Origin of the sequence: Rhizobium aethiopicum (genome assembly GCF_014197535.1) — a bacterium.
Taxonomy (GTDB): domain Bacteria; phylum Pseudomonadota; class Alphaproteobacteria; order Rhizobiales; family Rhizobiaceae; genus Rhizobium; species Rhizobium aethiopicum_A.
The window spans coordinates 433,754-458,198 of the sequence record NZ_JACIFV010000002.1 but is presented as its reverse complement, the minus strand read 5'-3'; the positions used below and the strand labels follow the sequence as shown (position 1 = coordinate 458,198).

Annotated in this window: 24 protein-coding genes and 1 pseudogene; 15 read left to right on the top strand and 10 right to left on the bottom strand. The window is 61.2% G+C overall.

Annotated elements, in window-relative coordinates; genetic code table 11:
* Nucleotides 1-366: 366 nt before the first annotated feature.
* From GGD53_RS05325 to GGD53_RS05310, 4 genes are all read left to right on the top strand, one after another.
* Nucleotides 367-660 carry an ArsR/SmtB family transcription factor gene (locus tag GGD53_RS05325; RefSeq protein ID WP_086082480.1) on the top strand — a complete coding sequence of 98 codons (294 nt, stop codon included), beginning with the start codon at nt 367-369 and terminating at the stop codon, nt 658-660.
* Nucleotide 661: 1 nt separating this feature from the next.
* Nucleotides 662-1,828: an MFS transporter gene (locus tag GGD53_RS05320; RefSeq protein WP_184454225.1), complete on the top strand. Its 1,167-nt coding sequence runs from the start codon at nt 662-664 to the stop codon at nt 1,826-1,828.
* A 25-nt stretch (nt 1,829-1,853) separates the two neighbouring features.
* Nucleotides 1,854-2,978: an alkene reductase gene (locus GGD53_RS05315; RefSeq protein ID WP_184454223.1), complete on the top strand. Its 1,125-nt coding sequence runs from the start codon at nt 1,854-1,856 to the stop codon at nt 2,976-2,978.
* A gap of 72 nt (nt 2,979-3,050) precedes the next feature.
* The gene (locus GGD53_RS05310) at nt 3,051-3,851 is read left to right on the top strand and encodes an aminoglycoside phosphotransferase family protein (protein ID WP_184454221.1); all 801 of its coding nucleotides are present in this window, start codon (nt 3,051-3,053) and stop codon (nt 3,849-3,851) included.
* On the opposite strand, the gene GGD53_RS05305 is transcribed toward GGD53_RS05310, so the two are convergent.
* Nucleotides 3,848-4,870 (bottom strand): NAD-dependent epimerase/dehydratase family protein, encoded by a 1,023-nt coding sequence (locus GGD53_RS05305; protein WP_184454219.1) that lies wholly within the window; start codon nt 4,868-4,870, stop codon nt 3,848-3,850. The genes GGD53_RS05310 and GGD53_RS05305 overlap by 4 nt on opposite strands.
* 94 nt (nt 4,871-4,964) lie before the next feature.
* Between GGD53_RS05305 and GGD53_RS05300 the strand changes: the two genes are divergently transcribed.
* On the top strand, nt 4,965-5,867 hold the full coding sequence (locus GGD53_RS05300) for a LysR family transcriptional regulator (RefSeq protein WP_184454217.1): 903 nt from the start codon (nt 4,965-4,967) through the stop codon (nt 5,865-5,867).
* Between the two features lie 58 nt (nt 5,868-5,925).
* On the top strand, nt 5,926-6,435 hold the full coding sequence (locus tag GGD53_RS05295; RefSeq protein WP_184454336.1) for a GrpB family protein: 510 nt from the start codon (nt 5,926-5,928) through the stop codon (nt 6,433-6,435).
* Between the two features lie 98 nt (nt 6,436-6,533).
* Here GGD53_RS05295 and GGD53_RS05290 read toward each other — a convergent pair whose 3' ends face one another.
* Complete coding sequence (locus GGD53_RS05290) at nt 6,534-6,827, bottom strand: DUF2188 domain-containing protein (RefSeq protein WP_184454215.1); 294 nt, start codon at nt 6,825-6,827, stop codon at nt 6,534-6,536.
* Between the two features lie 230 nt (nt 6,828-7,057).
* Between GGD53_RS05290 and GGD53_RS05285 the strand changes: the two genes are divergently transcribed.
* Nucleotides 7,058-8,155, top strand: a complete 1,098-nt coding sequence (locus tag GGD53_RS05285) for a calcium:proton antiporter (protein WP_184454213.1) — start codon at nt 7,058-7,060, stop codon at nt 8,153-8,155.
* Between the two features lie 39 nt (nt 8,156-8,194).
* On the opposite strand, the gene GGD53_RS05280 is transcribed toward GGD53_RS05285, so the two are convergent.
* The 5 genes and pseudogenes from GGD53_RS05280 to GGD53_RS05260 form a co-directional block, all read right to left on the bottom strand.
* A complete protein-coding gene (locus GGD53_RS05280; protein WP_184454211.1) occupies nt 8,195-8,884 on the bottom strand; it encodes a glycosyltransferase in 690 nt (229 codons plus the stop codon).
* A 73-nt stretch (nt 8,885-8,957) separates the two neighbouring features.
* Nucleotides 8,958-9,827 carry a 3-deoxy-manno-octulosonate cytidylyltransferase gene (locus tag GGD53_RS05275; protein ID WP_184454209.1) on the bottom strand — a complete coding sequence of 290 codons (870 nt, stop codon included), beginning with the start codon at nt 9,825-9,827 and terminating at the stop codon, nt 8,958-8,960.
* 47 nt (nt 9,828-9,874) lie between these two features.
* Nucleotides 9,875-10,780, bottom strand: a complete 906-nt coding sequence (locus GGD53_RS05270; protein ID WP_184454207.1) for a glycosyltransferase family 8 protein — start codon at nt 10,778-10,780, stop codon at nt 9,875-9,877.
* A 180-nt stretch (nt 10,781-10,960) separates the two neighbouring features.
* Nucleotides 10,961-11,050 (bottom strand): annotated as a pseudogene (locus GGD53_RS05265) (PIN domain nuclease); the annotation flags it as partial.
* A 67-nt stretch (nt 11,051-11,117) separates the two neighbouring features.
* Nucleotides 11,118-12,320, bottom strand: a complete 1,203-nt coding sequence (locus GGD53_RS05260; protein WP_184454205.1) for a pyridoxal phosphate-dependent aminotransferase — start codon at nt 12,318-12,320, stop codon at nt 11,118-11,120.
* 292 nt (nt 12,321-12,612) lie between these two features.
* On the opposite strand from GGD53_RS05260, the gene GGD53_RS05255 reads away from it, so the two are divergent.
* The 4 genes from GGD53_RS05255 (at nt 12,613) to GGD53_RS05240 (ending at nt 18,813) form a co-directional block, all read left to right on the top strand.
* Complete coding sequence (locus tag GGD53_RS05255; protein ID WP_184454203.1) at nt 12,613-14,244, top strand: ArnT family glycosyltransferase; 1,632 nt, start codon at nt 12,613-12,615, stop codon at nt 14,242-14,244.
* 235 nt (nt 14,245-14,479) lie between these two features.
* Nucleotides 14,480-16,861: a marine proteobacterial sortase target protein gene (locus GGD53_RS05250; RefSeq protein WP_184454201.1), complete on the top strand. Its 2,382-nt coding sequence runs from the start codon at nt 14,480-14,482 to the stop codon at nt 16,859-16,861.
* Nucleotides 16,851-17,612 carry a class GN sortase gene (locus GGD53_RS05245; RefSeq protein ID WP_184454199.1) on the top strand — a complete coding sequence of 254 codons (762 nt, stop codon included), beginning with the start codon at nt 16,851-16,853 and terminating at the stop codon, nt 17,610-17,612. Before GGD53_RS05250 ends, GGD53_RS05245 begins: the two co-directional genes overlap by 11 nt.
* 58 nt (nt 17,613-17,670) lie before the next feature.
* Nucleotides 17,671-18,813, top strand: a complete 1,143-nt coding sequence (locus GGD53_RS05240) for a PQQ-dependent sugar dehydrogenase (protein WP_184454197.1) — start codon at nt 17,671-17,673, stop codon at nt 18,811-18,813.
* A 21-nt stretch (nt 18,814-18,834) separates the two neighbouring features.
* On the opposite strand, the gene GGD53_RS05235 is transcribed toward GGD53_RS05240, so the two are convergent.
* Nucleotides 18,835-19,266: a hypothetical protein gene (locus GGD53_RS05235; RefSeq protein ID WP_246717700.1), complete on the bottom strand. Its 432-nt coding sequence runs from the start codon at nt 19,264-19,266 to the stop codon at nt 18,835-18,837.
* Nucleotides 19,267-19,440: 174 nt separating this feature from the next.
* Here GGD53_RS05235 and GGD53_RS05230 point away from each other — a divergent pair, with 174 nt between their 5' ends.
* From GGD53_RS05230 to GGD53_RS05220, 3 genes are all read left to right on the top strand, one after another.
* Nucleotides 19,441-20,331 (top strand): DMT family transporter, encoded by an 891-nt coding sequence (locus GGD53_RS05230; RefSeq protein WP_184454195.1) that lies wholly within the window; start codon nt 19,441-19,443, stop codon nt 20,329-20,331.
* A gap of 486 nt (nt 20,332-20,817) precedes the next feature.
* The gene (locus tag GGD53_RS05225; protein WP_003561293.1) at nt 20,818-21,033 is read left to right on the top strand and encodes a cold-shock protein; all 216 of its coding nucleotides are present in this window, start codon (nt 20,818-20,820) and stop codon (nt 21,031-21,033) included.
* Between the two features lie 148 nt (nt 21,034-21,181).
* Entirely contained in the window at nt 21,182-21,634 is a 453-nt protein-coding gene (locus GGD53_RS05220) for a BA14K family protein (protein WP_011426247.1), read from the top strand.
* Nucleotides 21,635-21,693: 59 nt separating this feature from the next.
* On the opposite strand, the gene GGD53_RS05215 is transcribed toward GGD53_RS05220, so the two are convergent.
* A complete protein-coding gene (locus GGD53_RS05215) occupies nt 21,694-22,566 on the bottom strand; it encodes an oxidoreductase (protein WP_184454193.1) in 873 nt (290 codons plus the stop codon).
* A 71-nt stretch (nt 22,567-22,637) separates the two neighbouring features.
* Between GGD53_RS05215 and GGD53_RS05210 the strand changes: the two genes are divergently transcribed.
* Nucleotides 22,638-23,060, top strand: coding sequence for a winged helix-turn-helix transcriptional regulator (locus GGD53_RS05210; protein ID WP_085778894.1), 423 nt, complete (start codon nt 22,638-22,640; stop codon nt 23,058-23,060).
* On the opposite strand, the gene GGD53_RS05205 is transcribed toward GGD53_RS05210, so the two are convergent.
* Nucleotides 23,057-24,433: an ATP-binding protein gene (locus GGD53_RS05205; RefSeq protein WP_184454191.1), complete on the bottom strand. Its 1,377-nt coding sequence runs from the start codon at nt 24,431-24,433 to the stop codon at nt 23,057-23,059. The genes GGD53_RS05210 and GGD53_RS05205 overlap by 4 nt on opposite strands.
* Nucleotides 24,434-24,445 lie beyond the last annotated feature (12 nt).

Below are 24,445 nucleotides of genomic sequence, written 5' to 3'. Positions count from 1 at the left end.
GCCCTGGTTTTCCAGCGGCCCTCTTTTTTTGCCTTGCCGCTTCGGAAAATGCCGCATCGCAAAAAAATTGTGCGGCGCATAACAGGTATGCACAAAAAAGCATTGAAACCTGCCTAAGGAAGCACCATATCCAACTCAGCTGATGCATTTCGTGGTTTCTCTCCCAGTTCCACCGCATTAGCTGTTCCCCTCTGGAGGTTATTGACCTTCACAATTCAAAGGGCCCTGGTTTTCCGGTGGCCCTCTTTTTTTGCCCAAAATTTGCCCAATCAACAAAAGCTGCCGCCTCACGTCTCCGTGATTTGCATATCGGTATCCGACGATCAATATATCGTTCAAACACGATTTATAATTCGGCAAACGACGATGGACAAGGACGAGATCATCAAGGCGCTCGCCCACCCCACCCGAATGGACATTCTGAGCTGGCTGAAGAATCCCGAGGAACATTTCCCCACGCAGGAGCATCCCTTTGAAATGGGCGTCTGCGCCAGCCAGTTCGAGCGCTGCGGCCTATCTCAATCCACCGTCTCGGCTCATCTTGGAACCCTGCAGCGCGCCGGCCTCGTGACCACGAAACGTGTCGGCCAGTGGATCTTCTATAAGCGCAACGAAGAAACGATCGCGGCTTTCCTCAAGCAGCTGACACAGGATCTCTAGAATGCCCCTCGCCCTTCTCGTCCTCGCCTTGAGCTCCTTTGCGATAGGCACGACCGAATTCGTCATCATGGGTCTGCTGCCGGAGGTCGCCGCCGATCTCTCAGTGACGATCCCACAAGCCGGATGGCTGGTGACGGGTTATGCGCTCGCGGTCGCGATCGGCGCACCCATCATGGCCATTTCCACAGCGACGCTGAAGCGCCGCACGGCACTGATTGCGCTGATGGCCTTCTTCATCGCCGGCAACCTGCTTTGTGCTCTGGCGAGCGATTATTGGGTGCTGATGATCGCCCGCATCGTGACCGCGCTCTGCCACGGCGCCTTCTTCGGCATCGGTTCGGTCGTCGCCGCCGGCCTCGTCGTCGAAGACCGCAAAGCCCGCGCCGTCGCGCTGATGTTCACCGGTCTGACCCTTGCCAACGTCCTTGGCGTGCCGCTCGGCACCGCAATCGGCCAGGCCTATGGCTGGCGCGCCACGTTCGGCGTCGTCACCGTTATCGGCATCATCACCATATCAGGCCTGATCGCCATCCTGCCGAAGGACAAGAAACAGGAAAGCGGCAGCATCCTGCGCGAGATCGCGGCACTCAGGAATGGCAGCCTGTGGCTGGCGCTTTCCACCACCGTCTTCTTCGCCGCCTCGATGTTCGCCCTCTTCACCTATATCGCGCCGCTCTTGCGTGACGTCACCGGCGTTTCGCCTGAGGGCGTCACCTGGACGCTGTTCCTGATCGGCCTCGGTCTGACCGTCGGCAATCTCATCGGCGGCAAGCTTGCCGATTGGCGCCTCGGCGTCACACTTGCCGGCGTCTTCACCGCGATCGCCGTCACCTCGCTTGCCTTCAGTTATACGAGCCGCCTCTTCATCCCGGCTGAGATCACCCTCTTCCTCTGGGCGACCGCAAGCTTTGCCGCCGTGCCGGCGCTCCAGGTCGGCGTCGTCGGCTTCGGCAAGGATGCGCCGAACCTCGTCTCGACGATCAACATCGGCGCCTTCAACACCGGCAATGCGCTTGGCGCCTGGGCGGGCGGCCTGGTCATCGATGCCGGCTTCGATCTCACCCTCGTTCCGCTCGCCGCAGCCCTGATGGCCCTGATCGGCCTGGGTGCGACGGCGCTCACCTATCTCTCCGCCAGGGGCCAAGCCGCTCTCGCCCCCGCCGAGTGATCCTCCCGCAAAAGAAAGGACCATCATGGCCAAGCTTTTCGAACCCGCCAAGGTTGGCGACATCGCCGTCAAGAACCGTATCGTCATGGCGCCGCTTACCCGCAACCGTTCGCCAGGTGCGATCCCCAACGACCTCAATGTCGAATATTACCGCCAGCGCGCCACGGCGGGTCTGATCATCACCGAAGCGACCGCGATCACCCATCAGGGCCAGGGTTATGCCGACGTGCCCGGCCTTTACAGCACGGAAGCGCTCGACGGCTGGAAGCGTGTGACCGATGCCGTCCACGCAGCCGGCGGCAGGATCGTCGTCCAGATGTGGCATGTCGGCCGTATCTCGCACACGACGCTGCAGCCGGACGGCGGCAAGCCGGTCTCCTCGACCAATCGCGTCGCCAAGGCCAAGACCTATCTGGTCAATGCCGACGGCAGCGGCAGCTTTGCCGATACCTCCGAGCCGCGTGCACTCGAAACCGCCGAAATCCCCGGCATCATCGAGGATTACCGCAAGGCAGCCCGCGCGGCCATCTATGCCGGATTCGACGGTGTCGAGATCCACGGCGCCAATGGCTACCTGCTCGATCAGTTCATCCGCGACGGCGTCAACGACCGCACCGATCAATATGGCGGCTCGATCGAAAACCGCACCCGCCTGACCTTCGAGGTCGTCGATGCCGTGGTTAGGGAAATCGGCGCAGGCCGTACCGCAATCCGCATCTCGCCGGTGACGCCGTCGGGCGAAAGCTACGATTCCAATCCGCAGGCGACCTTCACCCGTGTCGTCGAGGGGCTGGCCAGATACGGCCTCGCCTATATCCACGTCATCGAAGGCCAGACCGGCGGTGAGCGCGACTACAAGCAGGGGGATAACCCCTCCTTCGATTACAAGGCACTGCGCCAGGCCTATGAAAAGGCCGGCGGCAAGGCGAGCTGGATGGTCAATAACGGTTATGACCGCGATCTCGCGATCGACGCCGCCGAAAGCGGCCGCGCCGATCTCGTCGCCTTCGGCAAGCCCTTCATCGCCAATCCCGATCTCGTCGAGCGGCTGGCAAAGAACCTGCCGCTCAACACGCCCGACCAGTCGACCTTCTACGGCGGCACCGCCAAGGGCTACCTCGACTATCCCACATTAGAAAAGGTCGCCTGAGATTTCCCATACGCATCAAGAAATCCCGCCGAGAGGCGGGATTTCTGCGTTCAGTATCCCTATATGAGGGGCATGTTTGCTCCCTATCTCGATCGCTGGTCGCTCATGTCGGACGGCGAGCCCATCATCACCCATTCGAGCCGCCTGCTGCCGGTCCTCTGGCAGGAGAGGCCCGCCATGCTGAAAGTTGCGACCGATATCGATGAACGATGCGGCGCACTGCTGATGCAGTGGTGGGACGGCGACGGCGCAGCTCATGTCTATGCCCACGAAGGTGACGCCGTATTGCTGGAAAGGGCAACCGGGAAACGCTCCCTGCTGGCCATGGCGATGGACGGCGAAGACGACGAGGCGAGCCGCATTCTCTGCCGCACCGCCGCCCGGCTGCACGCACCGCGCGAAAGACCACTCCCCAATCCCATTCCCCTCACCCGCTGGTTCCGCGATCTCGAGCCGGCCGCCTGCAAACATGGAGGCACGCTTGCCGATTGCTCGGCGATCGCCAACGCCCTTCTTGCCGATCCGCGCGATCTCTCCGTCCTCCATGGCGACATCCACCACGGCAACATTCTCGATTTCGAGGCGCGCGGCTGGTTGGCGATCGATCCGAAACGGCTCCACGGCGAGCGCGGTTTCGATTTCGCCAATATCTTCGCCAACGAGGAATTGCCAACCATCACCGACCCCGCCCGCTTCCGCCGCCAGCTCGCCATCGTCTCTGCCGAGGCGGGGCTGGAGCCGAAGCGGCTGCTGCAATGGATCGCCGCCTATTCCGGTCTTTCCGCCGCCTGGTTCCTTGGCGACCCCAATATCGAGCAGGCGGAGACGGCCTTGACGGTTGCGCGGATCGCGCTGGCCGAGCTGGCGGCCTAAGGCGCCTTCTGCAGCGTATGCCCGATAAAGGCGGCCGCGGTGTCACGACGCGCTTCCGGCAGGCAGCCGAGCGCCACCAGTGAGGCCCTCACCGCCTCGTCGATCGGTGTCTGCGGCTCCTTGCTAAGTTCGGCGACAAGCTTGGCGTTGTTCATCCTGAGCGGCACTTTCCAGAGATAGCGCATCTCCTTGATCTCCCGCATGACCGGAACGAAAGGCGCGGCGAGCGGCACGATCCACCAGGGAAACCGCCCGATCTTCGCCTTGCCGCCAGCGACTCGCTTGATCGCTTCCGCCATCTGCATGCCATCCGCATCCCAGAAGCCATCCATATGATAGACGGCGAAGGGCGGCAGCCGATCGGCCCGCTCGACGAGCTGGGCGATGGTTTCCGCCATGTCGGGCAGATAGGTCCACTGATGGCCGACGCCGCGCCGCCCTGGATTCTTGATGGTGCCGACCGGCTTGCCCGGCGTCACCAACCCCGATGAGAACCAGCTATTGGCCGTTGCGCCCGGACCGAAGAAATCGCCGGCCCGGACGATGATCGCGGCGGTGCCGGATTGCGAAGCCGCCTTCAGCCGCTTCTCCATCTCGACGCGGATCGCTCCCTTCTTTGTAAGGGGATGCTGCGGGCTTTCCTCCGTCGGCGACTGCAGGGCGTCGGGACCAAAATTATAGACGTTGCCCGGCAGAACGATCCGCGCACCGACGACTCGAGCGGCAGCGATCGTATTGTCGAGCATCGGCAGCACCAGCCTTTCCCAATCGCGATAGCCGGGCGGATTGACCGCGTGGACAATCAGGCCAACACCTTCAGCCGCCTTCAGCACGTCGCCGGCATTCATCGCATCACCCTGCACCCATTCGAATGCCGGCTCGTTCTTCGACGCCTTGGCGGCGTCACGGTTGAGCGCACTGATGCGCCATCCGCGGGCCAGAAGTTTGCGCGCGATCGCGCCGCCGATACCGCCGGTCGCGCCGAGAACCAGTGCCGTGATCTTCGTTTCTCCACTCATCGCAATCATCTCCTTCAATTGAATGAGATGACTATGCGCCTGCTCTCAGATAAACAAAATTGACGAAATAAGTGGATCAGCTATACAAAAACATATGGCTCTCGAACCAAGCTGGGATTTCTACCGCAGTTTCCTGACCGTGCTTCAGCAAGGGTCGCTTTCGGCCGCTGCGCGCGAACTGGGGCTGACCCAGCCGACCATAGGCCGCCATGTCGACGCTCTGGAACAGGCGATCGGCGCCGAACTTTTCATCCGGTCGCCGAACGGCCTCGTGCCGACCGACGCCGCACAGGCGCTGACACCCTATGCCGAAACACTGGCGGCAACCGCCGCCGCCCTTTTGCGCACGGCATCCGGCGAGCGAGAGAGGGTAGCCGGAACGGTGAGGGTCAGCGCCAGCGAGGTCGTCGCCGTCGAGATCCTGCCTCGGATTCTCGGGCCGCTGCAGGAAGCCTATCCCGAACTTCACATCGAGCTCTCGGCATCCGATGCGATCGAAGATCTGGTAAATCGCGAGGCCGATATCGCCGTACGCATGGCCGAGCCGCAGCAGGATGCTCTCATCGTGCGCCGCATCGGCGACATCCCGATCGGCTTCCATGCCCACCGCCGCTATCTCGAACGGCACGGCATTCCGCAAACCATGGCGGACCTCGCCAACCACCGGCTCATCGGCTTCGACCGGCAGACGGCCTACGTCCGCATGGTGATGAAGCGCTATCCGGCGTCCGAGGGCATCAAATTCTCCTACAGGACCGACAGCAATCTTGCCCAGCTCTCCGCAATCCGCGCCGGGGTCGGCATCGGTCCCTGCCAGATCGGACTGGCCCGAGAAAACCCCGACCTCGTGCATGTCCTTCCCGATGCGTTCGAGATTCCGCTTGGCACATGGGTGGTCATGCACGAAAGCCTGAAGACCTCACCGCGCTGCCGCGCCACGTTCGACGCGCTGGTCAAGGGCCTCCGGACCTACCATCATCACTCGACCGGCGCGTAAGCAGAAAAGCGAAATCGATTTTTGGTGAGAATCATGAGCAATCTCGCATCGGAGGGAGATAACGATGCACAAGCCGGTTGAACTCGTGAGCTACGATAGGGAATGGCCGGAAGCTTTCCAGCGCATCCGAGCCAAGCTGCTGGCTTTGCTGCCGCAGGCGCTCGCCATCGATCACGTCGGCAGCACGGCCATACCTGGTATGACCGCCAAGCCGCTCATCGATATCGACATCGTTCTTTCCGGTCTGGAGCAGATCGAGCCTGCGACGCAGGTGCTTCTCTCGGAAAACTACGAGCCGCGCGGCAATCGCTACGATGACGAGGTCTGGGCATTCTTGTCGAGAGGTTCGGCGCCGGCGGAGCGGGTATACCTTTGCCCGGCCGGCAACGGCACGCATCGAAACAGGCTGGCTTTCCGGGATTATCTCATCGCACATCCCGAGGCAGCGGCCGATTATGCCGCGCTCAAACGCAGACTGGCAGCCGAATTCAGAATGGACGGCGATCGCTATACCGCCGAGAAACGCGAATTTGTCGACACGATCGTCACGCGGGCATTGAGGGGCTAAAGCATGTCGCGCAAAAGTGTGCGCGATTTTGCGATAACGGCGTGCGCAAAACAAAGGCCCAAAGCGCAGCAAGCGAATCTGAAAGCTCGCGACGCGCTTTAGGGTTGACGTCCGGCGCTCTGCGAGGCTCCAGCCGATCGCTCCTGCCATAAGCCGTCGACCACCTCGGTTTCCGGCCGGTCACCGCCTTCGGCATATTCCTCATGCCATTTGCCGTTTTCGTCCTGCCAGCTGATCTCGGCGGAATCGCCCCCGACCTGCTGTTCGGCCGCGACGATGCGCGCAGCTTCGAGCGCCTCGGCATGGGTCGGGAATGCCTCGGAATAGACGCCTCCCAGCCTGTAGGCCCAACCGCCGTCATGCGGCACGACTTCATAGACCACCTTGATCATGCATCCGTCTCCTCATCATCTTGTTGCGCATTCGCATGCTTCCGGACAGGGTCCGGATCATCGCGGCCGCGTGACGAGAATTCGAGGACGCCGCGATCTGCTTTCCGGCCCCGATGGCGTCAGTATTCCATTAAACGCCGAAGACTGCAAATAGCAGAGTGCCGCCGCGTGCTTCCCATCCGAAATCAGTGACTTAGTTAAAAGGCGTGAATCGCAACGGGAGCTGAGATTTGGGCATCGCGTCACGCCTTAAAGAGGAGAGGTTTCTGGTCACTGCACTCGTCGTCGCGGTGACCGCCTATCTTCTGGAGCATACAGTCATGGAGATGGGGCGCGGCCTGGCGCTCATCGCCGCCGCAGCACTCGTCGCCACCATCGTGCTCGCTTCGATCCGCGTCGCCTATCATGCCGAACTGCTCGCCGTCAAAGTCGGCGATCCCTACGGCACGATGATCCTGACACTTTCGGCCCTCGCCGTCGAAGTCATCATTCTCGCCATCATGATGAGCGGCGAAAGCTCTCCAACGCTGGTGCGCGACACGATCTATTCGGCCCTGATGCTCGATATCAACGGCATCCTCGGCCTCGCTGCCCTTCTGGGTGGCCTCAAGCACGGGGAGCAGCCCTACAACGACAATTCGGGCAAGACCTATGGCGTGATGATCCTCACCGCCATGGGCATTTCGATGATCGTGCCGGAATTCGTGCCGCGAGATCGGTGGCATTATTACTCCGCCTTCACCATTGTCGCGATGATCGCTCTCTACGGCCTCTTCCTGCGCATGCAGGTCGGCCAGCACAGCTATTTCTTCAGCTACAGCTACCCGCGCTCCGAGCGGAAGAAGGAAAGTCGCGACGAACACGGCATCAACGGACCGGCCGCCGTCTCGATCGCCACCATCCTCGTCGGCGTCGTCATCATAGGCCTGCTGGCGGAATTCATGTCGGCCTTCATGACCGAAGGCTTGCGCGACAGCGGCGCACCGATCGCGGTGACGGCCGTCGTCGTCGCGGCGATTTCGGCCGCCCCCGAAATCCTGACCGCTTTGCGAGCGGCGCTCAAGAACCGGATGCAGGCAACCGTCAACATCGCCATGGGCGCCTCGCTATCGACGGTGATCCTGACGGTGCCCGTGATGGAAGCGATCGCGCTCTATACCGGCCAGCCCTTCATCATGGCGATGACCCCGGTGCAGACGGTGATGGTGACGATCACCTTGATTGCCGCGGCGATCAACCTCAATGACGGCGAGACAAACGCCATCGAGGGCATGACACATTTCATCCTCTTCGCCACCTTCGTCATGCTGACGGCTCTGGGGCTCTGAGGGCTCCCTCCCCGCGGAGGAAGGGAAGGAACAGTCTGTTTAGGCGGGCTGTTGGGCGAAGAGCAGGCGTTCACGGGCTGCGAACCATTCCTCGGCGTAATCGTCGTTCTTGTATTCCTCGAAATACGGCCCGCCATCGGTGAAATGGACGTTCTTGGCGTCTTCGCGGTAGTCGTATTCATTGACGAGGTAATTCCATGTCACCGGTAATCCGCCGATGAGGTCTTCATTCTCCAGCCATTTGAACTGATGCAGTTGCAGCCCGGTCGCGGTATTGACGTAGTCGGGCGTCAGCGCGCGGCATTTGTCGTTGTTGAAGAGGATGAAGCTCGACCAGTTCTTCTTTTCGTACTTGGTCTGCGTCTGGCCGAGGAACTTGGTGTCGATCTTCGGCTGATAATCGTGTTTGACGCACATGACGGCGTAACGCCCGTCGCGCAATGCCCAAAGCTCGGCTATATCGGCACGCATCAGCATGTCGCAATCCATGAAGATGCTCCAGCCCTCGTAACCGCTGAGATAGGGTGTCAGGAAACGCGAGAAGGAGAACTCCGTCGATTGCAGCGCGTTGCGCTGGCGGGTGAAAATCCCGCCAAGGTTGGAGAGCGCAATGGGCGAGAACTCGACCGGGATCGAAGACTTCTCGATGATACTCTGCACGAGAACGTGGTAGGCGACCACTTCCTTGGGATCGAATCCCACAAATATTCGGACGTTCTGTTGTTCCATTGTCCACCTTGATCGCCAGTATCGGCAACAGCTTTCTTGGCCACCCGCGCCTGTTAGCAAAGGCCTGCGACAGTCATCCCTTCGACTTTTCGAGAAAACGCTGCTTGCGGGTTTTCGGTTTGAACCGCCGAAAGAAATTGTCGACGGCGCGGATGAATTTGGTGATGGACATCAGCCTGTCGATCTGGCTGTTCGTATTGTCGAGCCGCTCCGACAAGACCTCAGCCGCAGTCATCGCGATCTCGATCGGCGGCACCTCAGGAAACCGTTTGGCAAGCGCCGAATAGGGGCTGGCATCGACGCCGCCCATCATCGAGATCGAACCCATGCGCGCAAAGAGACGCAGGAAGATCTGCTCGAACGTCCAATCGTGCACGTCGAACACCTTCCACTTCTCGCTCCGCTTCGCCGAAAAGCCGGCAAGCAAGACCTTGCCCGGCAACTGCAGATCGGCGAGCCACAACGCTACCGCAAAGCCGCTCGTCGCGATCTTGCCGATCGGATAGAGGTCGGCGAGCATTTGCGTCAGATCGAGGTGCCGAGCCTTAGCGCCTTCGAAGCGGCTCTCTTCACTGAGATTTTCCTCGACGGAGACCCGGATGTTGACGACGCCGAGGAACTCGTCGCCGCCAAAGAAGCGCAAGACATCCGCCGCCTCGCGCCGGTGGACGATATGGGCGCCCATCACATCGCTGCGGGCAACCAGCATGGAATGGCCGACGAAGGGTTCGTCGAGCACCTTGTAGACCTTGTTGAAGAAGACGTAGAGCGCTGTCTCCGGCAATTCGCTCCGCAGCCGTTCGAGGTCGACCGCCTCACTGTTTGCTACCAACACGATATGGGAGTAGCCCGACAACAGCGCCTTCCACGCTTCCGGCGTCAGGAAATTGAAGCCGCCGTCCGGAGCGGTCATAGCCTTGTTATCGCTGGGGATTGCTTCCATATCGCCTCACATGCACTTTCCAAGGATGACGCGCTCCGCCCGCCCGACTAGCTGTTGCTGAAATAGGCGCGCATCCGGGCAAGCCGCGTCAGCCCGCCGATCTGCTTTCCCACATGCGAGAGGAAGCCCGCCACTCGGCCCGTCATCGACGGCTGCCTGCAGAAGGAAGCCCAAGGCGTGTTGCGAAGATCCTCGGCATAACGATTGGCCATCCGCCGGTGCACCCAGGGGACGTTCGCCTGCCACGGCTTCTTGCGGCCGGTAAAATGAAAGATGGCCGGCCGATCGACGAAAGGCAGCAGGCCCGTCTGTGTATTCCAGCGCGGATCGAGCACCAGCCAGTCGCGGTCGAAAGTGACGTTCAACGCATCCTGGTCGTTATTCTCGAACAGATGCGACCGCTCCTCGAAGACTTCCCGGGTCCTGGCGAAAAGCCCCCTCGCCCGGCAGGCCGACCAGTCGAACAGCAGCACGCCGGCATTGAAGTAGCGACCGCCCTCGCCCATGCCGATCTTGCGCTGCCGTGCCCCGGCCTTCTCAGGAAAGGCCATGACGTAGTCGTCGACGGCGGCGAGCGCCTTGCCTTGGAGATCCCGCGTGAAGAGCTCGTCGACGGAAGCCACCGCGAGCACGTCGGCATCGAGGTAAAGCAGGCGCTCGATATGGTCTGGTATATCCCGATCCATATAGAGCCGCGCCAGCGTGGCGGCGGACCAGCGGCCCCGCGCCTGAAGGCCGGTGTCGGGCGTCTTATAGGGCAATACCCTGATCGCCATACCGTGAAGCCGCCCAAAATTATCGACCTCGGCGACCTCGTGCGGCTTGAGGTCGATGCCGAGAAGCAGGAACTCTACATTAGCATTCGTAAGATTGCGGTTGACGGAAAGCAGAGTGCAGCAGGCGGCCGGGAGCATGTTAACGTCAGAACAGACGATGACGGCACTAAGCTGCAAAATCCGGCCCCCCGAAGCGGCAAATTGAACTTGATGCCGGATATCTAGTTGGTTTGGCGGCCGCCCGCAACCGCAGATCACCCGCCCCACCGGCACTCCGCGTCACGTTTTGAATCGGAATTCAACGACTTGCGAGGCGAAGCGGATTCAATGCAGCAACGCGTTGAATCGGAATGTGAGCTATAGCCGCAGCGCCAAAGGATGATCGACGAGCAGCCGGTCGACGATGGCAAGCTGCAAACCTTCGACCTTGCACTGCGCCAGCAGCAGCCAACGCCGGATAAATAAAAGGCCCGCCGTCACCGGCAGGCCTTCGATCGATATGATGGCGACAAGCCTACTTGCAAGCGCCGCAGAAGCGCTGGATGCGGCGGCAGGCTTCCTCAAGCAGATCTTCCGATGTCGCATAGGAGATCCGGAAATTTGGGCCGAGGCCGAAGGCGGAGCCGTGAACGACGGCGACGCCTTCCGATTCCAGAAGCTCGGAAACGAAATCCTCATCTGTCTCGATGACCTTGCCCGACGGCGCCGTCTTGCCGATCAGGCCGGCGCAGGACGGATAAACGTAAAAGGCGCCTTCCGGCACCGGGCAGGCGATACCCTTGGCCTGGTTCAGCATGGAGACGACGAGGTCGCGGCGGCCTTCGAAAATCTTCTTGTTCGCCGGGATGAAGTCCTGCGTGCCGTTCAGCGCCTCGACAGCCGCCCATTGGGCGATCGACGTCGCACCCGAGGTCTGCTGACCCTGGATCATGTCCATCGCCTTGATGAGCTGGATCGGCCCGGCGGCATAACCGATACGCCAGCCGGTCATGGCATAGGCCTTGGAAACGCCGTTCATCGTCAGCGTGCGGTCGTAGAGCTTCGGCTCGACTTCGACGGGCGTGACGAATTTGAAGTCGCCATAGGTCAGGTGCTCATACATGTCGTCCGTCAGCACCCAGACATGCGGATGCTTCATCAGCACATCGGTCAGCGCCTTCAACTCGGCATGCGTATAGGCCGCGCCCGTCGGGTTGGACGGCGAGTTGAAGATGAACCACTTGGTCTTCGGCGTGATCGCCTTTTCGAGATCGGCGGCCTGGAGCTTGAAGTTATGCTCCTGGGTGGCCGAAACGAAAACCGGCGTGCCGCCGCAGAGCGCCACCATCTCGGGATAGGAAACCCAGTAGGGCGCCGGGATGACGACTTCGTCGCCGGGGTTCAGCGTCGCCATGAAGGCGTTGAACAGGATCTGCTTGCCGCCGGTGCCGACGATCGTCTGCTCCCAGGAATATTCGAGACCGTTCTCGCGCTTGAACTTGGCGGCGATCGCCTTGCGCAGCTCAGGAATACCGGAAACCGGCGTGTACTTCGTCTCGCCGCGGTTGATCGCGTCGATGGCGGCCTTCTTGATATTGTCGGGCGTATCGAAATCCGGCTCGCCCGCGCCGAGACCAATGACGTCGCGTCCTTTCGCTTTCAGCTCACGCGCTTTCTGGGAAACGGCGATGGTGGCTGAAGGCTTCACACGAGAAAGAGCATCGGCAAGGAAGGCCATGATATCGGTCCTATTGGTTGAAACGGGCAGAAAGCCGGGACCGGAGTTCTGCGTTTAGCTCTATGTCCAATGTATGACGGCATTTCAAGGGCAAAGGCGTGATGGGGCAATGATTCTTATTCATCGTTTGGCCGCGCCGGCGGGCTGGCCCGCTTTCCATTTCGGCGAGGCTTGCAGCGAACGGTGGAACCGTTCCGCAGCCAAGTGCGCTTGCGGCGGGATTTAGCTCAGCCTAATCTTCCTCCCGATCCAATGGCGGCGCGTATCGGGCGTCAGGGAGGGCACGGTTAGAATGGCGGACGTCCGGGAATTGAACCAGCCAGAGGGACAGCAATACCAGCAGCAGGCCACCGGCCGGAACATGGCTGCCCGCAACTATCTGAGCGTCCATACGGCGATTTTGCTCGGGATCCTGTTTATTGCCATCGTCTTCAGGTTCCACAAGATCACCTTGCCGCTGGTCGACGGTTTCAGCTGGCGCGAGATCAGCACCGCGATGATGGCGGACAATTTCCAGCAGCGCAGCTGGAACATCTTCTTTCCGGAGGTCAGCTGGACCGGGCCCGGGCCAAGTTATCAGGGCCGCGAGTTCCAGATCATCAGCTATGTCACAGCCCTGCTCTACCAGCTCTTCGGCTGGCACGACTGGTTCGGCCGCGTGGTAGCGGCTTTCTTCGGTCTGGTGACGGTGTTTTCGCTGCATAGGGTCACCGCGCTATGCTGGGGCGAGATGCACGCCCATGCGGCGGCGCTTGCCTACGCGCTGATGCCGGCGGCGATCATGATCGACAGCTCGTTTCTTCCCGATCCGGCAATGCTGGCCCTGGCGACGCTTGGCGTCTGGCTGTTCGTCAAGTACTGGGCCGGCGGCAGCGGCTGGCTCTTGCCGCTCGCCACGGCGAGCGTCTCGCTCGGCGCACTGTCAAAGCCGCCAGGCCTCGTCGCGGGGGCCGTCGTCTTTTATTTGATGGTTTGCTGGATTCTAGAGAAGAAGCAGAAGCAGGCAACCGTGGTCTTCGTTTGGGGGCTTTTAAGCCTAGCCATCATCGCCTCTTATTACAGCTGGGCCATTTATCTCGGCCGCAACTATCCGCCATATCATATCGCCGGCAGCGGCGGCTACATCTGGGATCACGGATTCTGGGCATACGTCAAGAACAGGTTTTATTTCAAATCCGCGTGGAACACGGCGGTCTTGTGGTTCTACGGCTATCCATTCTTGATGCTGTCGGCGGTCGGCTTGTGGATACCGCCGAGATCCGTCGAAGACCTGAAGCAACGCGCACTTTCGACCATTCCCTATGTATGGATGGCAGCGGCGATGATCCTCTATCTGGCGGCGGCGGGCGAAATCACCGCCAATGTTTGGAACTTCCACATCTTCCATGTGCCGCTCGCGATATTCTGCGGCCGCGGCGCGCTTCTCCTGGCAACGCTTTCCTCGAGAACAGTTCTAAAGCCGGCTGTGGCGCTCCGCGCCATCTGCATCGTGGCCGTGGCGCTTGCCTGGTCGACCCTGCCCCTCGTCAGGACGATGAAGAAGCCCGTCGCCACGAAGGGCAAACTGCTTGGCGAGGAACTGGCGCGGTTGACGCAACCGGGCGATCTCGTCGTCGCCATCGCGCCCGACGTCGGCGACCCCGTCGCAGTCTACTACAGCAGGGCGCGCGGCTGGGTGTTCCCACCGGGCGGAGGCGACGCCGATTGGTCGACATTCGTCGCGGATGAGGCCACTGCGATCGCGCAGCTCGACGAACTGCGCGCGCAAGGCGCGGATCTGTTCGGCGTTGCCAAGAACGCCACCGACCAGCAGAATCGGCGGTTCGTCGAGCATCATGTTGGCGTCATCGATTATCTGGACAAGACGGCAACCAAGCTTGTGGATTCGAACGATTTGCTGGTCTACAGAATCACCCGTCCATGAACGTCGCGACAGTCTGAGGCCATGGGCTTTGGACAGGACATGGCTCGATCGCGGTGCTTTCGCCGTGACGACGATTCTGTTTTTCGTCTTTTGAAATCAGAGAGATCGTCGGATTTCGTCATCGCCACGAATAAGCCGCAACAAATGCCGCACGCCGCCGCAATTCGGTCGCGAGCGCGCCGAGATCGAAGCTGCATCATTCGCTCATCCAAAATTGGTTATTGAGGGTAGGCCAATGTTTCTGGAAGATGAGTTCGCCATCGGGCGCATGCGCATGCGCCGGATCTCCATTTCATGTCTTGTCGCCGTCACCGCCTTTGTCGCCTGCATCGCCGCGATGCTGGGGCTGGCCTCCACCGCCCGCGCCGAGACGCGGCAGGCATCCGGCCAGCTCGCGGCGCTTGTGCGGCCGAACGACGTCAACAACGGCTCGCTGCTCTTCCCGTCGAAGGAACCGGGCTTCTATGTCGAAGCGCCGCGGCTGAAGACCGACGTCGCAATCGATGTCTCCGGCCCGATCGCCAGGGTGAAGGTCACCCAACGTTTCCGGAACCCGAGCCAGGGCTGGGTCGAGGGCACCTACGTCTTCCCGCTGCCGGACAATTCCGCCGTCGACGCGCTGAAAATGCAGATCGGCGAACGCTTCGTCGAAGGCCAGATCAAGCCGCACCAGGAGGCCCGAGAGATCTACGAGCAGGCCAAGGCCGAGGGCAAGAAGACGGCGCTGCTCGAACAGCAGCGGCCAAACATCTTCACCAACCAGGTCGCCAATATCGGCCCCGGCGAAGAGATCGTCGTGCAGATCGAATATCAGCAGACCGTCCACCAGTCCGGCGGCGAATTCTCGCTGCGTTTCCCGATGGTCGTCGCGCCGCGCTACAATCCGGCGCCGATCGTCCAGACCGTCGAATTCAACAACGGCGCCGGCTTCGCGACACCGAGCGACCCGGTGGAAAATCGTGAGAAGATCGAAGCCCCGGTGCTCGATCCGCGCGAGAATGCCAAAATCAATCCGATCTCGCTGACCGTCAATCTCAAGGCCGGCTTCCCGCTCGGTGACGTGAAGTCGTCCTTCCACGAGATCGATATCCGGCAGGATGGCGACCACTCAAGGACGATCAGACTGAAGGGCGATGCTGTACCCGCCGACAAGGATTTTGAGCTCACCTGGAAGGCAGCCCCCGGCAATATGCCGAGCGCGGGCCTCTTCCGCGAAGTCATTGATGGCAAGACCTATCTGCTCGCTTTCGTCACCCCGCCCACGGCACCGGATGCGGCGGCGCCGCCGAAACGCGAGGTGGTCTTCGTCATCGACAATTCCGGCTCCATGTCCGGCCAGTCGATCGAGCAGGCAAAGCAGAGCCTGGCACTTGCCATCTCCAGGCTGAACCCCGGCGACCGTTTCAACGTCATCCGTTTCGACGACACCATGACCGATTATTTCAACGGTCTCGTCGCTGCTACGCCTGATAATCGCGAAAAGGCCATCGCTTACGTCAGGGGCCTGACCGCCGATGGCGGCACGGAAATGCTGCCGGCGCTCGAGGATGCGCTTCGCAACCAAGGCCCGGTCGCAAGCGGATCGCTGCGCCAGGTCGTATTCCTGACGGATGGCGCGATCGGCAACGAACAACAGCTCTTCCAGGAAATCACCACAAACCGCGGCGATGCCCGCGTCTTCACCGTCGGCATCGGCTCGGCGCCGAACACTTATTTCATGACCAAAGCCGCCGAGGTCGGCCGCGGCACCTTCACCCAGATCGGCTCGACCGATCAGGTGGCAAGCCGCATGAGCGAACTCTTCGCCAAGCTGCAGAACCCCGCAATGACCGATATCGCCGCGACCTTCGAAGGCATCGAAGCCGAGGATATCACGCCGAACCCGATGCCCGACCTCTATAGCGGCGAGCCCGTCGTTCTGACGGCGGAATTGCCGCAGGAAAAGCCTACCGGAAAGCTGCAGATCGTCGGCAAGACAGGCAACCAGCCCTGGCGCGTCGAGATGGATATCGCTAATGCCGCAGACGGCAACGGCATTTCCAAGCTCTGGGCGCGACGCAAAATCGAGGATTTCGAGGCCCGCGCCTATGAGCGCCAGGATCCCGCCGCACTCGACAAGAACATTGAGACGGTGGCGCTCGCCCACCACCTCGTCTCGCGCGTCACCAGTCTGGTCGCCGTCGACATCACGCCGTCGCGTCCGGCAACCGAACCGCTCGGCTCGGCGAAGCTGCCGCTCAACCTGCCCGAAGGCTGGGACTTCGCAAAGGTCTTCGGCGAAAATGCTATCCCGTCTGGCGGCGCCGAACGCCACGGCGCGGCCACGCCTGATGGAAGCGCCGAACCGCAACGGGCGGCAGCCGCAACGCAGGATCTCGCCGCATCGCCCGAGATCGCCAACTTGATGGCCGCGGCGCCGACGGCGAAAGCCGCCACGCTGATCGCGCAGAAGAGCTCGACCGTGAACCTGCCGCAGACGGCGACACGCGCCGACGAGCAGATCATGCGCGGGCTCACCATGCTGCTGCTGGCGCTGGCGGCGGCGAGTGGGCTCGCCATCTGGCGCCGCCGCCTCAAGGGTCTCGTCTCGGCCGGAGCCAAGCGCGATGGTTTCTAGCAACGCTGAGGAAGCGGTCGAATTCGAGCCGCTTCCGACCTATCTGGAACTCGCCATGGCCGCCGCCACGGCCCACGACATGCCGAAGGCGCGAAGGAGAAAGGGTTTCTTCCTCTGGCGTCTTTCGCCGATCGAAAAGACGATCGCCTTCGCCATTGCCGGTCTCGCCTTCTACGGCCTTGCGCTGATCGGCGACGGTTTTCTGCTGAAGGCGAAGGCGGAAATCTCGCAAGTCCTGCTGAAGCGTGCTTTTGCCGCCGAACTGAGCGGCAAGGAGACGAAACCCTGGCCCTGGGCCGATTTCACCACGGAAGCCAGGGTGCGTGCGCCGCGCCTCGGCAAGGAGGTGATCGTGCTTTCCGGCGCCTCCGGCGAAGCGCTCGCCTTCGGTCCCGCCTGGCTCGCCAATACACCGCAGCCGGGCGACGAAGGCACCTCCATCATCGCCGCCCATCGCGACACCCATTTCCGCTGGCTGCAATATATAAGGCCAGGCGATACGATCGAAGTTACCCGCCGCGACGGCAAGCTATTGACCTTCAAAGCCGGCGAAGGCCGCATTGCCCCCTGGGACGCGAGCGGCATCGACCCCTCCTCCGATGGCCGCCGCCTCGTACTGACCACCTGCTGGCCCTTCGATGCGACGGAACGCGGGCCGCTGCGCTACATCCTCGAAGCCGAACTAGTCGATGGTAGCGCGATCGGCTCCGTTCAACCGGCAAACACAAAGCCGTTATTACAGACAGACTGAGGCTTGAAGCTCTGCCCTGCCCCTCCACGTTCCGGATGGAGAGACGACGGGGAAGCAAATGACGAGAATATCCGCCTTCCATTTCGCCGCGGCGCTGGTTCTGTTCGGCGCCACACCGGCCAATGCGGCCGATTCCGTCAACACGCAAGGTCCTGCGGTTCGCGTCGAAAAACTGGCCGATGGTCTCGAACACCCCTGGGCGGTCGAAGTGTTGCCTGACGGCGCCTATCTCGTCACCGAGCGGCCGGGCCGCATGCGTATCATTCGCAATGGCAAGCTTTCCAAGCCGATCGGCAACGTGCCCAAAGTGAATGCCCGCGGCCAGGGCGGTCTTATGGACGTGGCGCTTGCCACGGACTTTGCCACGAGCAGAAAGCTCTATTTCACCGCCGCCATCGCCAACAGGCAGGGCTCCGGGACCGAGGCCTTCAGCGCGACGCTGTCCGCCGACGAAAAGACGCTTGAGGCGGTGACGCCGATTTTCACCATGAAGCGCTTCACATCGGGCAACATTCAATATGGCGCGCGCATCGCGGTCGCCCGTGACGGCACACTGTTCATCAGCGTCGGCGACCGCGGCGACCGCGACCGCTCGCAGGACTGGCAGGACGATGCCGGCTCGATCGTCCACATCAATGCCGACGGCAGCATCCCCGCCGACAATCCGTTCAAGGACGGCGGCAAGGCGCTGCCAGAGATCTGGTCGAAGGGCCACCGGAACCCGCAGGGCATCTCTTTCGATGCCAAGGTCGGCAAGCTTTATACCGTCGAGCATGGCGCACGCGGCGGCGACGAGATCAATCGGATCGAAGCGGGCAAGAATTATGGCTGGCCGATCATCACCTACGGCCGTGACTATTCGGGCGCCGAGATCGGCGAAGGCACCACCAAAAGAGGGCTGGAGCAGCCGCTGCACTATTGGGATCCTTCGATCGCGCCCGGCGCGCTCGCCGTCTATCGCGGCGCCATGTTCCCGGAATGGGACGGCGACTTCCTCGTCGCGGCGCTGAAATTCCAGCTACTCTCACGCATGCAGCGCGACGAGAGCGGCGCCTTCGTCGCCGAAGAGCGCTTGTTCGAAGGCGATTACGGCCGCATCCGCGACGTCATCGTGGCGCCCGACGGCGCGCTGCTGATGGTGACGGACGAGGACGACGGCGCGCTGCTCAGGGTCTCGCGGGCGCAAGCCAACAATGGTTGAGATCTCGCCAGGCTCAAGCGTCTACTTACAGCTATATTCCCAGATGAAGTACTGAGGATGCCTGGCGTCGGGATCCTTGTCTTGCTCCGGATCCTTGCTCAACCAAATATTTCCGAGCGAGGAAACACCGTTCCGGCAGCTGTCCTTGATCAAAATCGCCACCATCTCGAAAACCTGCAAATGCCGGTCACGAAAAGACATTTCGGCCAGCGGGCCTGTGTATTTCTTCCCGTTATGAGTGACTTCAATTCTGCGGCTGTTCGGACCTAAAGCGGTAACGAGATAGCTGAACTTCGAACCACTGCGCTCTACAGTTCCGCTTTTTACAGCATCGCGGGCATCCGCTGGTTCTGTGGCAAGTGCCAAAAGTCCGCACAGCACAATGAACTTCAAATATTTTCCACCCATAAAATACGCGCTCCCGTTATCCGCCCATGATGCTGGCTTGATCATGTACAAAATCAGCAATCGGCCGGCATTACTACGGTTGCGATCCTTCGCTCCACAGTCACGTGATCTGCTTTGCGGTTAAGGTAATAGATCGACCCGTCAAAGTCTTCGTGCTTGCCTGGAGGAACCGCAACTGCTAACCGCTCGGACAGATCTCCCTTCCCCCTCGAGGACGACATGACGCGCATTCAGGCGAACCTCCTCCTGTTGCTTGCCGCCGCCATCTGGGGCGGCGGCTTCGTCGCGCAGTCGACGGCGATGAAGGCGATCGGCCCCTTCTGGTTCATCGCCTTGCGTTTTGCCGTCGCCACATTGGCCGTCTTGCCTTTCGTTCTTCTGGAAGCGCGCAAAGCAGAGGTGAAGACCAGCGCGCGCCATGCCAGGCTCTACGTCCTCACGGGTCTTGCCCTTTTCAGCGGTGCCGCCACCCAGCAGGTCGGCCTGCAGACGACGACGGTAACGAATTCCAGCTTCATCACCGGCCTCTATGTCGTCTTCGTGCCGCTCATTGCCGTGTTCTTCCTGCGCCGTGCCCCGCATTGGATCATCTGGCCAGGTGCGCTGACGGCGCTCGCCGGCATCTATCTCCTGTCCGGCGGTCAGCTCTCGGCGCTCACCTCAGGCGATCTCCTGACCGTGGTCTGCGCCGTCTTCTGGGCGATCCAGATCACCCTTGCCGGCACGACCGTCTCCGAGAGTGGAAGGCCGCTCGCGCTGGCCGCCACGCAATTTGCCGTCACCACGGTCTGCGCGCTGGCCATTGCCGCGGCGGTCGAACCGATCAGCCTTTCGGCGATTTGGGCCGCAGGACCTGAGATCCTTTATGTCGGCATCTTCTCGTCCGGTCTGGCCTTCGTCCTGCAGGTGATCGCCCAGCGCTACACGACGCCGTCGCAGGCGGCAATCTTCCTATCATCCGAAGCGCTCTTCGGCGCATCGCTCGCAGCCCTGATTCTCGGTGAGTCGATGCCGGCTATGGGATATACAGGTTGTGCGCTAATGTTTATCGCTATGCTTGTAGTCGAGATCGTCCCCGGCTTTGTTCGTCGCCGCCTGCCGGCCATCTGAACATGCGTCCAAATATGGGTGGATGCCGGATTTGAAAAAAATTTCAACGGATCCCGAAAGCCCGTTTACGTTGCATTTTTGGCAAAATCTGCCCGAAACTTACATTGCGGGCGATATAAATCGTTAATCATCTCCCATTCGCGGCGGAAATTTTGCGTTTTTGCGTAAACCAGATGTCGGCTGCAGTGTGCCCGCAAGGACACGTTAAAAAACTTTTGCTTGCCAAAATCCCTTAAACGCAGCACTCTCGGCGCGTTCGGGCATTTTGCGAGCATGGGAAGTCCTTAAGTATTTGCGCGCCGGGAACGCTAATATTCCGGTCAGCCGGTTCCGAAAAAGACAGGCGAAAGTCCTGTTTGGAGCAGGCCGAGGTAGAGGGGACCTTTTTCTCACATTTCAAGACTTGCCTGCCAACGCCTCCCGCAAGGAGGCAATGCTATGATGCTGCCCGTGTGGATGGCGGGCAGAGAGAAAAGGACCTGACGCATGGCCGAGACTGGGACTGTAAAATTCTTCAATACCGACAAGGGCTTCGGCTTCATCAAGCCGGACCGGGGCGGCGCCGATATCTTCGTTCACATTTCTGCCGTACAGGCCTCCGGGCTGGCCGGTTTGACGGAAAACCAGAAGGTAAGCTTCGACACGGAGCCGGATCGCCGCGGCAAGGGCCCCAAGGCCGTCAATCTGCAGATTGCCGGCTGAGCCCTTAACAAGGCTGTCGAATTCGAGTTGAAGCCCGGCAGCAATGCCGGGTTTTGTCGTTCAGCCTTCGTTCAGCTGCGGATTTGTAGGAATGTTGTCATCGAGAAAGGAACCGACATTCGGTTCCCGGAATTAGGGTATCACGCTTATGAACAGGCTCGCCAAAACTCTTTTGCTGACGGCAACGGCTGCCGCACTCACCCTCTCCGCCATCGGCGAGGCATCGGCCCGAGATCGCCATTGGCGCCGGAATGACGCGCTGGTTGGCGGCGCCGTCGGGCTTGCGACGGGCCTGATCGTCGGCTCGGCTATCGCGAATGCCAATAACGGCCCTGTTTACGATGAACCTCGCTACATCGACCCGCCGTACGAGCCGGATTACTATGAACCCGCTCCCGTCTACCGCGCCCCGCGCCGCGTCTACGTTGAAGAGCCGCGCTATGTCGAGCAGCCGCGCTACTATGCGCCCGTCCGCACGGCTGTGGAGCCCTGGTCGCCGCAATGGGAGCGTTACTGCTCTTACCGCTACCGCTCCTTCGATCCGCGCAGCGGCACCTATATCGGCAATGATGGCCGCAGCCACTTCTGCACCGCCGGCTGATCTGCCAACACGTCATCGCGAAGCGCCGCTCTCCAGCGGCGCTTTTGTTTTTGCCTCGTTCAGCCCGCCTTCTTCTCCCAGGGCATCGCCCGCAACTCGGCATCCGACTCGAAATCGGTCGAGACGCTGACCGCGCGCCATACCCGATCGGCCTCGATGCGTGCCGCATCCGACTTCTCGACATTGCGCACAGCATCACTGCCGAGCAGCAACCGGAGCGGCGGTTGGTCGAGACCGGCAATGTGAATGACGACGGCGGCCGCTTTGGCAGGATCGCCAGGTTGACGGCCGTCATATTCACGCTGGAAGCGCACCGTGGCGCCGACCGCTTCCGCATAGTCCGCGCGCCCCTCGGCCAGCACCGTCGAGGCACCGGCGAAATCAGTTCTGAAACCGCCGGGTTCGACCACTGTCACCTTGATGCCGAATGGCGCGACTTCCTTCGACAACACCTCCGAAAAGCCCTCGACGGCAAATTTGGCTGCCGAATAGGCGCCACGTCCGGCCGGTCCGATACGGCCGCCGACGGATGAGAACTGGATGATATGGCCCGCACCCTGTTCGCGCATCAGGGCGATCACCGCCTTGGTCATGATAACAGTACCGAAGAGGTTGGTCTCGACCTGGGCTCGGAAATCGGCGAGGCTGGTATCCTCGATCGGACTGACATTGCCGTAGCCGGCATTGTTGACAAGCACGTCGATACGGCCGAACCGCTTCACGCCAGCTTCCACCGCGGCAGCTGCCGCTTCCTCGTCGGTCACGTCGAGCGCCAGCGTCAGCACCTGATTGCCATATTGTCCGGAAAGATCCGCAAGCCGGGCAGGATCGCGCGCCGTCGCCAATAGATTGTCGCCGGCGGCCAGAACCGCCTCCGCCAGCGCCCGGCCGAGACCACGCGAACTGCCTGTAATCAACCACACCTTCGACATCGGAAACCTCTCCTTGATTGGTTCCCCGAGCATGTAGGTCCTATTGTTCCCGATCGAAAGAAGGTACCAGAATGATCTATACACACCTCGAGGTAACTGAAGTGGCCGGCGACATATTCGATTTCTGCTGCAACATGACCGAAGAGCAGGATGCACGGGCGCGCGCCTTGATAGAACGGGCGGCGGCGAAATGGCCACTGCGCATCCTGCACGCACTATCGGATGCCGGCGCGCCCTTACGCTTCTCGCGCCTCATGGAGCGGATCGAGGGCATCAGCCAGAAAGTGCTGACGCAGACGCTGCGCACCCTCGAAAGCGACGGCCTCATTATTCGCACCCTCTATCCCGAGATTCCACCGCGCGTTGAATATGAATTGACGCCGCTTGGCCGCGACCTCCTCATGCAGGTCGTCACTCTCTGGCGTTGGATCGTGGAGCGCCTGGATGAGTTCGATTCGCGCAAGGCCGTGAAGCTGACGGCAACGGACAATTAGGCCGGAATACGGATCGTTGCCCGTAAGCCCCCGAGCGGGCTGTCGCCGAGCGTGACGTTGCCGCCATGGCTGCGGGCAATATCGCGGGCGATCGCCAGACCGAGGCCGGTGCCTGATGCATCCAGGTTGCGGGCCGCATCCAGCCGGAAGAACGGCTTGAACACGTCCTCGCGATTCTTCTCCGGAATGCCCGGCCCGTCATCGTCGAAGATAACAGTCAGCCACTTGGCATTGTGCTTGGCCTCGATGTCGAGCCTATTGGCATAACGGCGCGCGTTCGAGGCAAGGTTGGTGACGAGACGCGTGAACGCATTCGGTCTGACGGAAATGTCGTCGTCGCCCTCGATCGAATAGCTGAACGTTTTACGATGCAGGACGAAGTCGGATTCCAGCTTGGCGAAGATCTCGCTGAGCTTCAGCTCGCCGACATCCTCTTCGACCTCGCCGCGGGCGAAGGCCATGTAGGCCTCCAGCATCGTCTGCATATCATTGACGTCGTCGTTTAGGCCATGCAGGTCGGGATTGTCGCCGGCGAGCGCCAGTTGCAGCTTGAAGCGGGTGAGAATGGTGCGCAGATCGTGGCTGACGCCGGAAAGCATCGCCGTCCGCTGCTCGATCTGCCGCTCGATGCGTTCACGCATCAGAATGAAGGCAAGGCCGGCGCGCCTAACCTCGTCGGCGCCGCGCGGATAGAAATTGTCAGGCTTCTGCCCTTTGCCGAAGCTTTCGGCAGCCCGCGCCAGCATCAGGATCGGCCGGATCTGCCCGCGCAGGAAGAGGATCGAAATGCCGATCAGCACCAGCGACGTGCCGACCATCCAGACGATGAAGATATGGGTGTTGGAGGCATAGGTCTGGCTGCGTTTGGCCAGCACCCGCAGGATCTTGTTCTCGAGCTTGATGCGGATTTCGACGAGATTCGAGTTGCCGACCGTGTCGATCCAGAAGGGCCGATGAATCTCATCGGTGATCTCATCGCTGAGGATGCCGTCAAGGATCGAGAAGAACGGCTTGACGCGCGGCGGCGGCAGATCGCCGTCCGGCTCGATCGAAATCTGCAGGTTGAGCTGATCGCGCGCAATGCGGATGATCTCGTTATAGTCCGAATTCTGCGGATAGGTCTCGACGATCTCGATGATCGCGGCGATGTCTCGGGTGACGGCGAGCGACAGCCGCTCGGTCACCATTTGCCAGTGACGCTCCATGAAGACGGCGGCGACGACGGATTGCAGCAGCACCATCGGGATGATGATGATCAGCAGCGAGCGCGCGTAGAGTCCGGTCGGCAATCGGCGCCGCAGCCAGCGGACGATCCAGCGCCAGCCCGCCGCCGGAGCGCGGTCTTCCCGCCGCAAACTGTCCATTGTCACCATCGTCGGTCCCGG

Excerpts from the sequence above, each read along its gene's own strand:
- GGD53_RS05300 (WP_184454217.1), top strand. The coding sequence starts at position 4,965 with ATGGCTCTCGAACCAAGCTGGGATTTCTACCGCAGTTTCCTGACCGTG.
- GGD53_RS05215 (WP_184454193.1), bottom strand. The coding sequence starts at position 22,566 with ATGTCGAAGGTGTGGTTGATTACAGGCAGTTCGCGTGGTCTCGGCCGG.
- GGD53_RS05245 (WP_184454199.1), top strand. The coding sequence starts at position 16,851 with ATGGTTTCTAGCAACGCTGAGGAAGCGGTCGAATTCGAGCCGCTTCCG.
- GGD53_RS05315 (WP_184454223.1), top strand. The coding sequence starts at position 1,854 with ATGGCCAAGCTTTTCGAACCCGCCAAGGTTGGCGACATCGCCGTCAAG.
- GGD53_RS05255 (WP_184454203.1), top strand. The coding sequence starts at position 12,613 with ATGGCGGACGTCCGGGAATTGAACCAGCCAGAGGGACAGCAATACCAG.
- GGD53_RS05220 (WP_011426247.1), top strand. The coding sequence starts at position 21,182 with ATGAACAGGCTCGCCAAAACTCTTTTGCTGACGGCAACGGCTGCCGCA.
- GGD53_RS05230 (WP_184454195.1), top strand. The coding sequence starts at position 19,441 with ATGACGCGCATTCAGGCGAACCTCCTCCTGTTGCTTGCCGCCGCCATC.
- GGD53_RS05310 (WP_184454221.1), top strand. The coding sequence starts at position 3,051 with ATGTTTGCTCCCTATCTCGATCGCTGGTCGCTCATGTCGGACGGCGAG.
- GGD53_RS05325 (WP_086082480.1), top strand. The coding sequence starts at position 367 with ATGGACAAGGACGAGATCATCAAGGCGCTCGCCCACCCCACCCGAATG.
- GGD53_RS05235 (WP_246717700.1), bottom strand. The coding sequence starts at position 19,266 with ATGATCAAGCCAGCATCATGGGCGGATAACGGGAGCGCGTATTTTATG.
- GGD53_RS05225 (WP_003561293.1), top strand. The coding sequence starts at position 20,818 with ATGGCCGAGACTGGGACTGTAAAATTCTTCAATACCGACAAGGGCTTC.
- GGD53_RS05290 (WP_184454215.1), bottom strand. The coding sequence starts at position 6,827 with ATGATCAAGGTGGTCTATGAAGTCGTGCCGCATGACGGCGGTTGGGCC.
- GGD53_RS05280 (WP_184454211.1), bottom strand. The coding sequence starts at position 8,884 with ATGGAACAACAGAACGTCCGAATATTTGTGGGATTCGATCCCAAGGAA.
- GGD53_RS05275 (WP_184454209.1), bottom strand. The coding sequence starts at position 9,827 with ATGGAAGCAATCCCCAGCGATAACAAGGCTATGACCGCTCCGGACGGC.
- GGD53_RS05205 (WP_184454191.1), bottom strand. The coding sequence starts at position 24,433 with ATGGTGACAATGGACAGTTTGCGGCGGGAAGACCGCGCTCCGGCGGCG.
- GGD53_RS05250 (WP_184454201.1), top strand. The coding sequence starts at position 14,480 with ATGTTTCTGGAAGATGAGTTCGCCATCGGGCGCATGCGCATGCGCCGG.
- GGD53_RS05210 (WP_085778894.1), top strand. The coding sequence starts at position 22,638 with ATGATCTATACACACCTCGAGGTAACTGAAGTGGCCGGCGACATATTC.
- GGD53_RS05305 (WP_184454219.1), bottom strand. The coding sequence starts at position 4,870 with ATGAGTGGAGAAACGAAGATCACGGCACTGGTTCTCGGCGCGACCGGC.
- GGD53_RS05260 (WP_184454205.1), bottom strand. The coding sequence starts at position 12,320 with ATGGCCTTCCTTGCCGATGCTCTTTCTCGTGTGAAGCCTTCAGCCACC.
- GGD53_RS05320 (WP_184454225.1), top strand. The coding sequence starts at position 662 with ATGCCCCTCGCCCTTCTCGTCCTCGCCTTGAGCTCCTTTGCGATAGGC.
- GGD53_RS05240 (WP_184454197.1), top strand. The coding sequence starts at position 17,671 with ATGACGAGAATATCCGCCTTCCATTTCGCCGCGGCGCTGGTTCTGTTC.